The 15995-nt window shown below is 62.1% G+C and carries 10 protein-coding genes; 8 read left to right on the forward strand and 2 right to left on the reverse strand.

The genetic code is table 11. The features are described from left to right. Positions 1-155: 155 nt before the first annotated feature. The 6 genes from recC (at position 156) to yfiB (ending at position 11873) form a co-directional block, all read left to right on the forward strand. Positions 156-3608: an exodeoxyribonuclease V subunit gamma gene (gene recC / locus AC515T_RS03685; RefSeq protein ID WP_496531475.1), complete on the forward strand. Its 3453-nt coding sequence runs from the start codon at positions 156-158 to the stop codon at positions 3606-3608. Next, positions 3605-7294: an exodeoxyribonuclease V subunit beta gene (recB, locus tag AC515T_RS03690; protein ID WP_496531476.1), complete on the forward strand. Its 3690-nt coding sequence runs from the start codon at positions 3605-3607 to the stop codon at positions 7292-7294. The genes recC and recB overlap by 4 nt, the downstream gene beginning before the upstream one ends. Next, complete coding sequence (gene recD / locus AC515T_RS03695) at positions 7291-9387, forward strand: exodeoxyribonuclease V subunit alpha (protein WP_496531477.1); 2097 nt, start codon at positions 7291-7293, stop codon at positions 9385-9387. The genes recB and recD overlap by 4 nt, the downstream gene beginning before the upstream one ends. A gap of 138 nt (positions 9388-9525) precedes the next feature. Then, positions 9526-10101 (forward strand): regulatory sequestration protein YfiR, encoded by a 576-nt coding sequence (yfiR, locus tag AC515T_RS03700; protein WP_496531478.1) that lies wholly within the window; start codon positions 9526-9528, stop codon positions 10099-10101. Then, positions 10098-11366, forward strand: a complete 1269-nt coding sequence (gene dgcN, locus AC515T_RS03705; protein WP_496531479.1) for a diguanylate cyclase DgcN/YfiN — start codon at positions 10098-10100, stop codon at positions 11364-11366. The genes yfiR and dgcN overlap by 4 nt, the downstream gene beginning before the upstream one ends. 3 nt (positions 11367-11369) lie before the next feature. Further along, positions 11370-11873, forward strand: coding sequence for an outer membrane lipoprotein YfiB (yfiB, locus tag AC515T_RS03710; protein ID WP_496531480.1), 504 nt, complete (start codon positions 11370-11372; stop codon positions 11871-11873). Here yfiB and AC515T_RS03715 read toward each other — a convergent pair. Continuing rightward, entirely contained in the window at positions 11870-12817 is a 948-nt protein-coding gene (locus AC515T_RS03715; protein ID WP_496531481.1) for a LysR family transcriptional regulator, read from the reverse strand. The two genes, yfiB and AC515T_RS03715, sit on opposite strands and share 4 nt — an antisense overlap. Positions 12818-12956: 139 nt before the next feature. Between AC515T_RS03715 and AC515T_RS03720 the strand changes: the two genes are divergently transcribed. Both AC515T_RS03720 and mmsB read left to right on the forward strand, forming a co-directional pair. After that, positions 12957-14483, forward strand: coding sequence for a CoA-acylating methylmalonate-semialdehyde dehydrogenase (locus tag AC515T_RS03720; protein ID WP_496531482.1), 1527 nt, complete (start codon positions 12957-12959; stop codon positions 14481-14483). A gap of 10 nt (positions 14484-14493) precedes the next feature. Next, positions 14494-15381 carry a 3-hydroxyisobutyrate dehydrogenase gene (gene mmsB, locus AC515T_RS03725; RefSeq protein WP_046063065.1) on the forward strand — a complete coding sequence of 296 codons (888 nt, stop codon included), beginning with the start codon at positions 14494-14496 and terminating at the stop codon, positions 15379-15381. Between the two features lie 207 nt (positions 15382-15588). Here the strand turns inward: mmsB and AC515T_RS03730 are convergent, their stop codons facing one another. After that, positions 15589-15933, reverse strand: coding sequence for a cupin domain-containing protein (locus tag AC515T_RS03730; RefSeq protein WP_024781087.1), 345 nt, complete (start codon positions 15931-15933; stop codon positions 15589-15591). Positions 15934-15995 lie beyond the last annotated feature (62 nt).

The following is a 15995-nucleotide window of genomic DNA, read 5'->3' on the forward strand; positions in this document are numbered from 1 at the left end:
TTAAATTCCGAAACCCCTATCTGCTGATGCAGGTAGGGGTTTTGTTTTGCCCGCAGGAAAGTTCTTACGACAAGCACGGACAGCTCCCGGCTGTCACAGCCCCCCGACAGTGCTAAGGTTCTGCCCTAGCTTTTGCATTTTCAAGGATGCCTTTCATGCCGGACGCAACGTCCCTTAGCCCAGCTTTCATGGTGGTTCACGGGAATCGCCTTGATGAATTGCGTAGCCTGGTGATCAGCTTGATGCGGCGCTATCCGCTGGCTCCCCTTGAAAATGAAATCGCGCTGGTACAGAGCAACGGCATTGCCCAATGGCTCAAGCTCGCACTGGCTGAAGACCCGGAAGATGATGACTCTGGCGGCTGCGGTATCGCGGCGGCCATTGATGTGCAACTGCCGGGCAGTTTCATGTGGCAGCTTTATCGAACAGTCCTGGGGCGTGACGAGATTCCGGCCAAGTCCCTATTGGACAAGGCTCCGCTAACCTGGCGTCTGATGCGCCTGCTACCGCAGTTGATCGAGCAGCCTCATTTCGAACCTCTGCGACGATTCCTTACCCACGACACCGACTTGCGCAAGCGCTATCAGTTGTCCGAGCGCCTCGCCGATCTGTTCGACCAGTACCAGGTGTATCGGGCCGACTGGCTCGAGGATTGGGCTGAAGGTCGACACCAGACACGAAATGTCCGAGGCGAAATCAAGCCGCTCGCGCCGGCGAATTGCTGGCAGGCGGAACTGTGGCGCGCCTTGCTGCTGGATGTGGGGGAACAAGGTATGGCGCAAAGCCGTGCCGGCGTCCATCAGCGCTACATCGAACGTATCAACAACCTGGACGTGGCTCCGAAAGGCTTGCCCGCACGGGTCATCGTGTTCGGTATTTCTTCGTTACCCGCCCAAGTCCTCGAGGCACTCGCCGGTCTTTCCCGGTTCAGCCAGGTGCTGCTCTGCGTGCATAACCCGTGTCGCCATCATTGGGCGGACATCGTGGCCGACAAGGACTTGCTGCGTCACCAATACAAGCGTCAGGCCCGCAAGACCGGCATGCCCGTCGTCCTCGATCCGCAAACCCTGCATCAGCATGCCCACCCGTTGTTGGCCGCCTGGGGCAAGCAGGGGCGCGACTATATCAACCTGCTCGACAGCTACGATGACCCCAACAGCTACCGTGCGGTATTTCGCGATGGGCGAATCGACCTGTTTACGGATGGGACCCCGACGACCCTTCTCAGTCAGTTGCAGGATGACATCCTGGAGCTACGCCCGCTGAACGAAACCCGAGAACACTGGCCCGTCGTCGATACGGAGCGGGACGGATCGATCCGCTTTCATGTGGCCCACGGGGCCCAGCGTGAAGTCGAGATTCTCCATGACCAGTTGCTGGCCCACTTCAGTGCGGATCCGACCCTGCGCCCACGGGATATCATCGTCATGGTCCCGGACATCGACAGTTATGCGCCGCACATTCGCGCGGTGTTCGGCCAGCTCGACCGCAGCGATCCGCGTTTCATTCCATTCACCCTGACCGACCAGGGCCAACGTGGACGTGATCCACTGTTGATCGCCGTCGAGCACCTGCTCAAGCTGCCGGACAGTCGTTTCCCGGTCAGCGAAATCCTCGATCTGCTGGATGTCCCGGCGTTGCGCGAACGGTTTGGCATCGACGAGGCCGACCTACCGACCCTGCACCGCTGGATCGAAGGGGCGGGGATCCGCTGGGGGATGAGCGCCGAACACCGTGCCGGGTTGGGCTTGCCTGCGGAGCTTGAGCAGAACAGCTGGCGTTTCGGCTTGCGTCGCATGTTGCTGGGGTATGCCGTCGGCAGTTCGCAGGCCTATGACGGCATCGAGCCCTATGACGAGATCGGAGGCCTGGATGCGGCATTGATCGGTCCGCTGGTTGCGTTGCTGGATGCCCTGGAGGTCGCTCATCAGGAACTCACCCAGCCGGCATCCCCACAGCAATGGGGGTCGCGCCTGCACGACTTGACGCAGCTGTTTTTCCAGGCGAGCAACGAGCATGACGACTATCTGCTGGCCCAACTCGAAGACTTGCGCGAAACCTGGCTGGAAACCTGTGAGTCGGTGGGGCTGCACGATGAATTGCCGCTGACGGTGGTGCGTGAAGCGTGGTTGGCTGGGCTGGATCAGGGGCGACTGTCCCAACGCTTCCTGGCCGGAGCCGTCAACTTCTGTACCTTGATGCCAATGCGCGCGATCCCTTTCAAGCTGGTGTGCCTGCTGGGGATGAATGACGGTGATTACCCGCGCGCCCAGCCACCCTTGGACTTCGATCTGATGGGCGGCGATTATCGCCCGGGCGATCGTTCCCGCCGTGAGGATGACCGTTACCTGCTGTTGGAAGCGCTGCTTTCGGCCCGGGAAAAGCTGTATATCAGTTGGGTGGGTCGTAGCATCCGCGACAACAGCGAGCGACCAGCATCGGTGTTGATCGGCCAATTGCGTGATCACCTCGCCAATGGCTGGCGGTTGGCCGATGACAGCAAGCCTCTTCTCGATGCCCTGACCCAGGAGCATCCGTTGCAACCGTTCAGTGCGCGTTATTTCCATCAAGGTGACGAGCTGTTCAGTTACGCCAGCGAATGGCGAATGCTCCACGACACCTCCGATCACACCGACAAAACCCAGGTGCTGACGCCTTACGTCCTGGAAGAACCCTTGGGCCTTGGTCAGTTGCAGGACTTCCTGCGCAACCCCGTCCGCCATTTCTTCAGCCAGCGGCTGAAAGTGTTCTTTGAAGCCATCGAAGCGCCTCTGGCCGATGACGAACCTTTCGTGCTCGACGCGCTGCAACGCTACACCCTGAGTGACAGCCTGCTCGAGGCCGCGCTGACACGCCTGGACCAACCGGATCTGGCCCTGGCGGCCCACGCCCAGAGACTCCAGAACAGCGGCCTGTTACCGATGGCCGGGTTCGGTGAGTGCATGCAGCGTGAGTTGATCGAGCCCTTGCCGGATCTGCTTCAGCGCTACCGAGAGCTTCTGGCGTTATGGCCCACACCGCTGACCAGTGCTGTGCCCGTCAGCCTGCACTTGCAGGGCGTGAGTGTCGAAGGGTGGCTCAGTGGCCTGCACCAGCGCTCCGACGGTGCGGTCCTCGCCATCACGGCCATACCCAACAGCATCGGTTCTACCAAGACCCGCAAGTGGCATCGTCTGATACGGCCCTGGGTCAACCATCTCGTGGCCTGCGCTCACGGCTTGTCGTTGACGACGGCGCTGGTGGCCAGTGACGACAGCTTGCTGCTGGCACCTTTCGAAGAGCCTGTCGCACGAAAACTGCTGGGCGACATGCTGCTGGCCTGGCAAACCGGTATGCGCCAGCCGCTGCCGATCGCAGTGAAGACGGCTTTCGCCTGGCTCGGCCAGAGTGATCCGCTCAAGGCTGAAGCCGCGGCGCGTAAAGCCTATGAGGGCGATGGGCAGACGTTTGAAGGCGAACGGCGGGAAAACCCGGCCTTGGCTCGACAGTTTCCGGATTTCGCGGCCTTGATGGCTGACGAGACATTCCCCGACTGGTGCGATGCGCTTTACCGGCCATTGCTCGAAGCCCCATGGCGTTCATCGGCCGGCGAGGAGGCCCGTTCATGAGTCGGCAGACACCCTTGGCCCTGGCGTTCCCGCTACGGGGCAGTCAACTGATCGAGGCCAGCGCCGGTACCGGCAAGACCTTCACTATTTCCGCGCTGTACCTGCGGCTGGTGCTGGGGCACGGTGGTTCGGCGTCCGGTTTTGGCCGCGAGCTGCTTCCGCCGCAAATCCTGGTGGTGACCTTTACGGACGCTGCCACCAAAGAGTTGCGTGAGCGAATTCGCACCCGTCTGGCCGAAGCCGCACGTTTCTTTCGCGACGAGATTCCAGCCCCGGATTCACTGATCGCTGCATTGCGCGATGAGTTCAGTGCTGAGCAATGGCCAGGCTACGCGAACCGGCTGGACATCGCCGCGCAGTGGATGGACGAAGCGGCCGTCTCGACCATCCATAGTTGGTGCCAGCGCATGTTGCGTGAGCATGCCTTCGACAGTGGCAGCCTGTTTACCCAGACCCTGGAAACCGATCACAGCGAATTGCTGGGCGAGGTATTGCGCGATTACTGGCGGCTGTTCTGCTATTCGATGCAAGACGAGGCGCTGAATTGGGTGCGTACCCATTGGGGCGGGCCTGCTGCGCTGCTGCCACGGGTGAGAGGTTTGTTTTCCAGCGAGCGTAGCGACGATGACGGGCTTGAGCCGGCCGAACTCATCGCCGCCTCCCTGCAGGAGCGCAGTGCCGCCTTGCTTGATCTCAAGGCGCCGTGGCGGCAATGGGCCGTGGAACTGCTGGAGATTTGCCAGCAAGGCGTCGCCAGCAAGTCTGTCGATGGGCGCAAGATGCAGGCGCGTTACTTCGAACCTTGGTTTCAGAAAATCACCGCCTGGGTGGAGGACGAGAGCCACGAGCTATTGGACATCGGCACCGGGTTCACGCGCCTGACCCCCGAGGGCATGGCCGAAGCCTGGAAAGGCGAAGTGCCCAGCCACCCCGGGCTGGACGCCATGGCTGGTCTCAAGGCCAGCCTGGATGCGTTGCCCACGCCAGATGCCGCCGTGTTGCAGCATGCCGCGCAATGGGTCGGGGCGCGTTTCGAAGCCGAGAAACGTCGCCGCGCCGAGATGGGTTTCGACGACATGCTGCTGCGTCTCGACGCAGCGCTGCAAGCTGAGGGGGGCGAGCGTCTGGCGAGCCTGATCCGCGAGCAGTTTCCGGTGGCGCTGATCGATGAGTTCCAGGACACCGACCCGGTTCAATACCGGATCTTCGAAAGCATCTACCGCATCGAAGACAATGACCCGGAGACCGGACTTTTCCTGATCGGCGATCCGAAGCAGGCGATCTACGCTTTTCGCGGTGCCGACATCTACACCTACCTGCGTGCTCGCGAAGCCACGGCCGGCAGGTTGCATACGCTGGGCACGAATTTCCGTTCCAGCCATGCCATGGTGGGGGCGGTAAACCATATTTTCCAGAAGGCCGAGTCCCGTCCGAAGGGGCGTGGGGCCTTTCTGTTCCGTGAACCTTCGGGCGAGAACCCGGTGCCGTTCCTGTCCGTTGAGTCCCAGGGGCGCAAGGAGTCCCTGCAGGTGGCAGGGCAAGTGGTTGCGGCGCTGAACCTCTGGCACCTGGCGTCGGACCAGCCGCTTTCCGGTGCGGTGTATCGGCAATCCATGGCGGCCGCCTGCGCCAGTGAGATCACGGCGTTGCTCAACGGTGGCCAGTCGGGGCGCGACGGCTTCACGGTCGATGGCGAAACGCTGCGCGGGTTGCGTCCGGCGGATATCGCCATCCTGGTGCGCGACGGTAAAGAGGCGCAGGCCGTGCGAGACGAGTTGTCCGCGCGGGGCGTGCGCAGTGTCTACCTGTCCGACAAGGATTCGGTCTTCGCATCGCAGGAGGCGCGGGATTTGCTGACCTGGCTCAAGGCCTGCGCCGAGCCGGATGTGGAGCGACCGTTACGGGCAGCGCTGGCCAGCATCACGCTGAACCTGCCGCTGACGGAGCTGGAGCGTCTGAATCAGGATGAGCTGGCGTGGGAAGCCCGGGTCATGCAGTTTCGCGGTTATCGCACGGTCTGGCGCAGCCAGGGCGTGCTGCCGATGCTGCGACGCCTGCTGCATGATTTCGAGTTGCCCCAGGCCCTGATGGCGCGCAGCGATGGCGAGCGAGTGCTGACCAACTTGCTGCACCTTTGCGAACTGTTGCAGCAGGCCGCCGGTGAGCTGGATGGCGAACAAGCCTTGATCCGGCATTTGTCCGAGCACCTGGCCTTGTCCGGGCAGGCGGGAGAAGAGCAGATCCTGCGCCTGGAAAGCGATGAGCAGTTGGTCAAGGTGGTCACGATCCACAAGTCCAAGGGGCTCGAATATCCGTTGGTCTTCTTGCCCTTCATCTGTTCGACGAAACCGGTGGATGGCAGTCGATTGCCGTTGCATTACCACGATGAGGCCAACAAGGCGCAGATCAGCCTCAAGCCCACCGCCGAATTGATCGCCAAGGCCGACGACGAACGTCTGGCCGAGGATCTGCGGCTGCTTTATGTGGCACTGACCCGTGCACAACATGCCTGTTGGCTGGGTGTCGCGGATCTCAAGCGGGGCAACAACAACAGCTCGATCCTGCATCTGTCCGCGCTGGGGTATCTGTTGGGCGGCGGTGCGCCGTTGGCCGAGTCGGTGGAACTGACGCGTTGGCTGGAAGACCTGCAACAAGGCAGCGTCGCGGTGAGTTGCCAGCCCGTGCCCGAAGCCACCGACGAGCGCTATCGGGCGCCACGCAACGACGCCGTGTTGCTCGAGCCCTTGGTGCCCTTGCGCAAAGCCAGCGAAAATTGGTGGATCGCGTCCTACAGTGCCTTGCGCATCGGCGAAAGCCTGAGCGAAGGCAGCGATACCGCGCCAGAGAATCCGCAAGCCCAGAAACTGTTCGACGATGAACGACTTGACCCGGACGCGCCCAGGGAGACCCTCGCCGTCGGTGGCGATATTCACCGTTTCCCCCGTGGCCCCAACCCCGGCACTTTCCTCCATGGCCTGCTGGAGTGGGCCGCCGGGGAAGGTTTTTCATCCGCGCCGGCGGATATCGAGGATGCCATTGCCCGACGCTGCAATCGCCGTGGTTGGAAAGGTTGGATTCCCACGCTGAGCGACTGGCTGCAGCACTTGATCAAAATGCCCATGCACGTCGGCAACGACCAGGCGCCGGTGGTGCTTGAACACCTGAGCCGGTTCCAGGTCGAGATGGAGTTCTGGTTCGCCAGCCACAAGGTCGATGTGCAAAAGCTTGACCAACTGGTTTGCCGGTTCACCCATGGCGGTGTGGCCCGCGTCGCGGCGGAACCGGTGCTGCTCAATGGTATGTTCAAGGGCTTCATCGATTTGACGTTCGAGCACGAGGGGCGGTATTACGTGGCCGATTACAAGTCCAACTGGCTGGGTGTCGATGACATGGCCTACACCGTACAGGCCATGGAACAGTCGATCCTGGACCATCGCTACGACCTGCAATACGTGCTGTACCTGTTGGCCCTGCATCGCCAGCTCAAGGCGCGGCTCCCTGATTACGACTACGACCGGCATGTCGGCGGCGCGCTCTACCTGTTCCTTCGCGGCACCCGCTCGACCAGTCAGGGGGTGTATTTCACCAAGCCGCCGCGGGCCTTGATCGAACAACTGGATCGACTGTTCCAAGGGGCGCCCGAACCCAAGGCCGAGCCGGCATGGGTACAGGGAGAATTGCTATGAGTCGCTCCTTTGCCGACCTGCTGCCCAAGGCGTCCGACGACGAGAGCCCGGTTGACCTGGCCCCCTTGAGCCGTGCCCAGGACCTGCTGTTGTTACTGACGCGCTGGGTCGAGCGCGGCTGGTTGCGTGCCCTGGACAAGGCCTTCGTGGCGTTCCTCCATGAGCTGGCGCCTGACGATGATCCCTTGGTCCTGCTCGCTGCTGCGCTGACCAGTCATCAACTGGGCCACGGGCATGTTTGCCTGGACGTGTTCGAAACCCTCAAGGAGCCGGACTTCGCCCTGTCGCTGCCGCCCGAGGGTGACCTGCAGACCGGCGTGATGCTGCTGCCCTCGCAAATATTGCAGTCACTGGACGGCGCCCATTGGTGCAAGGCCCTGGCGTCCAGCCCACTGGTGGCCCTGGCTGCGGATGGGCGCGAAGAGGCGCAGCAACGTCCGTTGGTGCTGTCCGGCAAGCGTCTTTATCTGCGCCGTTACTGGGGTTATGAGCGACGGATCGACGAGGCGTTGCGCCAACGGCTGGTTGATCATGAAGCGGCGCCTGCTGATCTGCGCGAACGTTTGGACGGACTGTTCGGGCCGGTCACTGCCAGCGGCCCGATCGATTGGCAGAAACTGGCCTGCGCGCTGGCGACCCGTGGGGCCTTCAGCATCGTGACCGGCGGCCCGGGTACCGGCAAGACCACCACTGTTGTACGGCTGCTGGCGCTGTTGCAGGCTCCGGCCGTCGAGGCTGGGAAGCCGCTACGAATTCGCCTGGCTGCGCCCACGGGCAAGGCGGCGGCGCGCCTGACCGAGTCCATCAGCCAGCAGGTCCGAACCCTGGATGTGGATGAGGCTGTGCGCGAACGCATTCCCTGCGATGTCACGACAGTCCATCGTTTGTTGGGCAGCCGACCCGGCACCCGGCATTTTCGCCATCATGCAGGCAATCGCTTGCCACTGGACGTGTTGGTGGTCGATGAGGCGTCGATGATCGACCTCGAGATGATGGCCAATCTGCTGGATGCGCTGCCGGCCCATGCTCGGTTGGTGTTGCTGGGGGACAAGGACCAGTTGGCCTCCGTGGAAGCCGGTGCGGTGCTGGGGGATTTGTGTCGAGACGCCGAGGACGGTTGGTACAACCCCCGGACCCGAGCCTGGCTTGAGTCGGTCAGTGGTGAAGACCTGGCGGCCAGCGACCTGCGGCAAGACCTCGACGGCACTCATCCCTTGGCGCAGCAAGTGGTCATGCTCAGGCATTCCCGGCGCTTCGGCGAGGGCAGCGGGATCGGTCAACTGGCGCGCTGGGTCAACCAGCAGCAGCCTGAAAAAGCCCGTCAGTTGCTGGAGCAAGGGCAATATGCCGATCTGTCTTTCCTGAAGTTAACGAATGAACACGATACGAAGCTGGAAAAACTGTTACTCGACGGCAAGCCAGAAGGACCCCAGGGGTATCGGCATTACCTGAACCTGCTGCGGCAGCGCCGCCCGGCCATTGCTCGCCCATTGGAAGACAGTTGCTGGACCGATTGGGCCCGGGAGGTCCTGTCGGCCTTCGACGAATTTCAATTGCTCTGCGCGGTGCGCAAAGGCCCGTGGGGCGTCGAAGGGTTGAACCAGCGAATCACCGCCGCGCTGCTCAAGGCCCGTCTTATCGATGGCGATCACCAGTGGTACGAAGGCCGCCCGGTGCTGATGACCCGTAACGACTATGGGCTGGGGTTGATGAATGGCGATATCGGCATTGCCCTCAAGCTGCCCGAGCGTGACGGGCCCGATGCTGGGAAACAGGTCCTGCGGGTCGCTTTCCCGCGCAATGACGGCCAGGGCGGTGTGCGTTTCGTTCTGCCCAGCCGCCTGAATGACGTGGAAACCGTGTATGCCATGACGGTGCACAAATCACAGGGCTCGGAGTTCACCCATACCGCGTTGATCCTTCCGGATGCGCTCAACCCGGTCTTGACCAAGGAACTGGTGTACACCGCCATTACCCGGGGCAAGCAATGGTTCAGCCTGATCGAACCGCGAATGGGCATCTTCGAGGAGGCGGTCCGGCGCAAGGTCAAGCGCTTGAGCGGGCTGATGCTGGCGTTGGAGCAGGCTGACTGAATCATCAGCTTTTAAGGATTCATGCCCCCGTGGCAATTTTGCCTGTTTGGCTCCGAAGTCTACGTAACACGCTGTCTCGCTGGCTTTTTGGCACTGTGCTATCGTTCCGGCACTTATCGTCTGGACAAGAGACTATCCATGAACGTGCCTGTAGGGGAGGCAGTGCGCAGCAAGGGCTGGGGGCGTGTTCTGCTTGCCGGCCTTTTGTGTCTGCTGCTGCCTGTCGCGGTGGCCGAGGAGCAAGCCGCCACGACCCAGGCCGAACAGCGGGCCGAAGCGGTGACCCAGGTGGTATTGGGCATTCTCAGCTACGCACGCTGGCCCCTGGAGCCCACCCAACTGCAACTGTGCATCGTCGGGCCGACCCAATACACCGACGATCTGGTCAAGGGCACCATCCAGGCCACGGGGCGGTCGGTGACGGTGCAGCGGCTGTTGGCCGATCATCCTGGCATCGCCACTGAGTGCAATGCCGTCTACATCGGCAGGTTGACCACCGATGAGCGTACCCGTCTATTTGCGTCCCTGATCGGCAAGCCGGTGCTGAGCATCAGCGAAGGTGGCGACCAGTGCACCGTGGGCAGCCTGTTCTGCCTGCGGGTCGGCGATGAACAAGTGTCTTTCGAGGTCAACCTCGACTCCGTGGCACGCAGCGGTGTGCGCATCCATCCAAGTGTGCTGCAGCTTTCCCGTCGCAGGCCGGCGACGCCATGAAGCAGAGCAAACCAAGGGTCCGTCCCACCCTGGGCTCGGTCATCGGTCGTGGTCATCTGATCGTCGCGCTGGTGGCCATTACGATGGCCAGTGTTTCCCTGACCTTGCTTGGCCTGTTGGCGTTGCGAGTCTACGCCGATCACAACCTGCACCTGATCGCCCGTTCGATCAACTACACCGTGGAAGCCGCCGTGGTCTTCGATGACTCGGCCGCCGCCACCGAAGCACTGGCCTTGATCGCCTCCACCGAGGAAGTTGCCGATGCCCAAGTGTTGAATGAACATGGCCGTCTGCTGGCACGCTGGCAGCGACCGCAAACCGGCCTGTTGTCGGAACTGGAAGTGCACATTGCCAAGGCATTCCTGGAAAAGCCCATCAGCCTGCCGATCGTTCATCAAGGGCAGGACATCGGCCGTATCGTGTTGGCGGGGCACGGCGGCAGCCTATTGCGTTTTTTGCTTAGTGGCCTGGCGGGGATCATCCTGTGCACGGCAGTGAGTGCCTGGGTAGCGCTTTATCTGGCGCGGCGCCAGTTGCAGGCGATCACCGGGCCGCTGCGCAGCCTGGCCGAGGTGGCCCACGCGGCCCGCAGCGAACGAGCCCTGGACCGACGCGTGCCGCCGGCCGCCATTGCCGAACTGGATAACCTGGCCAATGACTTCAACGCACTGCTCGATGAGCTGGAGTCCTGGCAGACCCACCTGCAAAGCGAAAACGAAACCCTGGCCCACCAGGCCAGTCACGACAGCTTGACCGGCTTGCCGAACCGGGCGTTTTTCGAAGGCCGGCTGATTCGCGCCTTGCGCAATGCCAGCAAGCTCAATGAGCAAGTGGCCGTGTTGTACTTGGACAGCGACCGGTTCAAGGGTATCAATGACAACTTTGGCCATGCCGCCGGCGACGCGGTGCTGACGGCCGTGGCGACCCGGGTCCGGGCCCAGTTGCGTGAGGACGATTTGGTCGCGCGCTTGGGGGGCGACGAATTCGCCGTGCTGCTGGCGCCCCTGCACAAGGCCGAGGACGCCGAGCGGATCGCTGAAAAAATCATCGCCAGCATGGAAATGCCGATTCAATTGCCCGGCAACGCCTCCGTGTTGACCTCCCTCAGTATCGGCATTGCCGTCTACCCGGAGCATGGCGCCACACCCGGCACCCTGCTCCACGCCGCCGATGCGGCAATGTACCAAGCCAAACGCCTCGCCCGAGGCGGTCAACACACGGCGGGGTCGGATCACTCCGTCGCGGATCTTCAAACCAGGAGCTGACTTGTGCGTTTATATCCTCAAACTTCACTGCAACGGTTCATCGCGTTTTTGTTCATGGCTGCCCTGACCCTTACCGGTTGCCAGACCGCGCCGCAAAAAGGGCTTAGTCCTGCACAAATTGCCGTGCTCAAGGAGCAAGGCTTCAAATTGACTGACGAAGGTTGGGCTTTTGGTTTATCAGGCAAGGTACTGTTCGGCAGCGACGTGGAAAGCCTTAACCCAGCCAGCACCGAGATCGTCGAGCGAATTGGCAAGGCGCTGCTGGGGGCCGGAATCGAGCGGGTGCGGATCGACGGACATACCGACGCATCGGGATCCCAAGCCTATAACGAACAACTGTCGATACGTCGGGCCAACAGCGTGAGCAAGGTATTGATCGGCGTAGGCATGCGCCAAGAAAACGTTCAATCGCGCGGTCTCGGTAGCAGCAAGCCTGTCGCCTCCAACGACACGGTAGAGGGCCGCACCGAAAACCGCCGCGTTGCCATCGTGGTCATCGCCGACTAGTCGGCGAACACCATCTCCCGGCTGTCGCCCATCAGCAATGGCTGGTTCTGCTCAGTCACCTCGCGGATGTAATCCCACAGCAGCGTAATCCGCTTCAGCTTCCTCAAATCCTCCCGGCAGTACATCCAGAACTGCCGGGTGACGGTGATGTCCTCCGGCAGCACCGGCAACAGCCGTGGATCCTGGGCGGCGAGGAAGCAGGGCAGGATCGCCAGTGAGCGGCCTTGCTGCGCTGCCACGAATTGCGCGATCACGCTGGTACTGCGCAGATGAGCATTGGCACCGGGCAGGACGTTGGCCAGGTAGAGCAATTCGGAACTGAACGCCAGGTCATCCACATAGCTGATGAACGAGTGCTTGCCCAGGTCGGCCGGGCGCTGGATCGGTGGGTGATTGTCCAAGTATTGCTGGGTGGCATAGAGCTGCAGCCGGTAGTCGCACAATTTGCAACACACATACGGGCCATGTTCGGGGCGTTCGAGGGCGATGACGATGTCGGCTTCACGCTTGGACAGGCTGATGAAGTGCGGCAGCGGCAGGATGTCCACCGAAATGGCCGGGTAGGCGTCGACGAAGTGGCTCAGTTGCGGGGTGATGAAGAAGCTGCCGAAGCCTTCGGTGCAGCCCATGCGCACGTGGCCGGACAGCGCGACGCCAGAGCCTGAAACCTGTTCGCAGGCCATGTGCAGGGTGCTTTCGATCGATTCGGCATAACCCAGCAGGCGCTGGCCTTCGGCCGTCAGGACAAAACCGTTGGTCCGGGATTTTTCGAACAGCAGCGTGCCCAGCGAGGTTTCCAGCGAGCTGATGCGTCGCGACACCGTGGTGTAGTCGACGGCCAGGCGCTTGGCGGCCGTGCTGGCCTTGCGGGTGCGGGCTACTTCGAGGAAAAACTTGAGGTCATCCCAATTCAGCGACCCCAGGGAGGTGATGTTTTTTTGCATGATGGACCGGCTTTTATGTGCATTCTTATTGGAAGTTTGCACATCTATACTCCAAAAACCGTCTCATCACCAAGCGTGCGTATGCGCCTTGGTCTTTGCTGAACCAGCGCTCTCTATAAGAACAATCCCGGAGGCCAGCATGAACGTTTCCCTTACGCCCAGCGACACCGCCCTGCAAACCGTCAGACTGTTGATCGATGGCGAGTGGGTTGAATCCCAATCCAGCGAATGGCACGACATCGTCAACCCGGCCACCCAGCAGGTGTTGGCGAAGGTCCCGTTCGCCACGGCGTCGGAAGTCGATGCTGCCATCGCCGCTGCCCAGCGTGCTTTCCAGACCTGGAAACTGACGCCCATCGGTGCGCGCATGCGCATCATGCTCAAGCTCCAGGCGTTGATCCGCGAACATTCCAAGCGCATCGCCGCGGTGCTCAGCGCCGAACAGGGCAAGACCATCGCTGACGCCGAGGGCGATATTTTCCGCGGCCTGGAAGTGGTCGAGCACGCCTGTTCCATCGGCACCCTGCAGATGGGCGAGTTCGCCGAGAACGTCGCCGGTGGCGTGGACACCTACACGCTGCGCCAACCGATCGGGGTGTGCGCGGGCATTACGCCGTTCAACTTCCCGGCGATGATTCCGTTGTGGATGTTCCCGATGGCCATCGCCTGCGGCAACACCTTTGTGCTCAAGCCGTCGGAACAGGATCCGCTGTCGACCATGCTGCTGGTGGAGCTGGCCATCGAGGCCGGCGTGCCGGCGGGTGTGCTCAACGTGGTGCACGGCGGCAAGGAGGTGGTGGATGCGCTCTGCACCCACAAGGACATCAAGGCGGTCTCCTTCGTCGGCTCGACGGCGGTCGGTACCCATGTGTATGACCTGGCGGGGCGCCATGGCAAGCGCGTGCAGTCGATGATGGGCGCCAAGAACCACGCGGTGGTGCTGCCCGATGCCAATCGCGAGCAGACTCTCAACGCCTTGGTCGGTGCCGGTTTCGGCGCGGCGGGCCAGCGTTGCATGGCCACCTCCGTGGTGGTGATGGTGGGCGCGGCCAAACAATGGTTGCCGGAACTCAAGGCCCTGGCGCAGAAGCTCAAGGTCAACGCCGGCAGCGAGCCAGGCACGGACGTCGGCCCGGTGATTTCCAAGCGGGCCAAGGCGCGGATTCTCGAGTTGATCGAGAGTGGCGTGAAGGCAGGGGCGAAGCTGGAGCTCGATGGCCGAGACATCAGCGTGCCAGGCTTTGAGCAGGGCAACTTCGTCGGCCCGACCCTGTTTTCCGGCGTGACAACCGACATGCGCATCTACACCGAAGAAATCTTCGGCCCGGTACTGGTGGTGCTGGAAGTCGACACCCTGGATCAGGCGATTGCCCTGGTCAACGCCAATCCATTCGGCAATGGCACCGGCCTGTTCACCCAGAGTGGCGCGGCGGCGCGCAAATTCCAGAGCGAAATCGACGTTGGCCAGGTGGGCATCAACATTCCGATCCCAGTGCCGGTGCCGTTCTTCAGCTTCACCGGTTCGCGCGGTTCGAAACTCGGCGACCTCGGCCCGTACGGCAAACAAGTGGTGCAGTTCTACACTCAGACCAAGACCGTGACCGCGCGCTGGTTCGATGATGACAGCGTCAATGACGGTGTGAACACCACCATCAATTTGCGTTAAGGAGCCGGACATGAACATCGCATTTATCGGCCTGGGCAACATGGGTGCCCCCATGGCGCGCAACCTGCTCAAGGCCGGCCATTCGCTGAACCTGTTCGACCTGAACCAGACGGTGCTGGCTGAACTGGCGGCATTGGGCGGCACGATCAGCGCCTCGCCTCGCGACGCGGCCCAGGGCGCGGCATTGGTGATCACCATGCTGCCGGCCGCCGCCCATGTGCGTAGCGTCTGGCTGGGTGAGGACGGTGTGCTGGCCGGTATCGCCGCTGGCACGCCAGCGGTGGATTGCAGCACCATCGATCCACAAACCGCTCGCGACGTGGCGGCTGCCGCTGCGAAACAAGGGGTGGCAATGGCCGATGCGCCCGTCTCGGGCGGCACCGGCGGCGCGGCGGCGGGCACATTGACCTTCATGGTTGGCGCCACGGCTGAGCTGTTCGCCACCTTGCAACCGGTGTTGGCGCAAATGGGCCGTAACATCGTGCACTGTGGCGAAGTCGGCACCGGGCAGATCGCCAAGATCTGCAACAACCTGCTGCTGGGGATTTCCATGGTGGGCGTCAGCGAGGCCATGGCGCTGGGCGATGCCCTGGGGATCGACACCCAGGTGCTGGCCGGCATCATCAACAGCTCGACGGGCCGTTGCTGGAGCTCGGACACCTACAACCCGTGGCCGGGCGTGATCGAAACGGCACCGGCGTCCCGTGGCTACACGGGTGGCTTTGGCGCCGACCTGATGCTCAAAGACCTGGGCCTGGCGACCGAAGCCGCGCGGCAAGCCCATCAGCCGGTGGTGCTGGGGGCGGTGGCGCAGCAGTTGTACCAGGCGATGAGCCAGCGAGGCGAGGGCGGCAAGGACTTTTCGGCGATTGTTAACAGCTATCGCAAGCCGCAATAAGAGCGACGATATCGACGAGCTTTTATGGCGAGGGGAATTGTGGGAGCAAGGCTTGCCCGCGATTACAGGCGATGCTGTCTCTGAGGGAACGAGGTGCCTGCATCGCGGGCAAGCCTTGCTCCCACAGATGACTTCCTCGCTACAGAGGTTGTGCAATCCAGGTTGTTTTCCGAGAGACCATGTCGGGTGGTCTCTCGGTTTTTTGTTTCAGGCGAAGACGAAATATTTGCGCACGGTCTCGACCACTTCCCACGTGCCTTTCATGCCTGGCTCGATGACGAAGATGTCACCGGCGCGCAGATGGATCGGCTCCATGCCCTCTGGGGTGATGATGCAGTAGCCTTCCTGGAAATGGCAGTACTCCCACTTCACGTATTCCACATACCATTTGCCGGGTGTGCAGATCCAGGTGCCCATGATCTTGCTGCCGTCTTCGCTGGTGTAGGCGTTGAGGTTGACGGTGTGCGGGTCGCCTTCGAGTTTTTCCCATTTGCAGGCATCGAGTACGGGCAGCGGATGGGTGTCGCGCAGGACGGTGATGGGGGCGGTCATGTGAACTCCGAAAGGGGCGGAAGAGAACAGGCACCCTAACCCGTGGCATGGGCGGCTAGATG

The organism is Pseudomonas sp. FSO-7 (assembly GCF_059579345.1).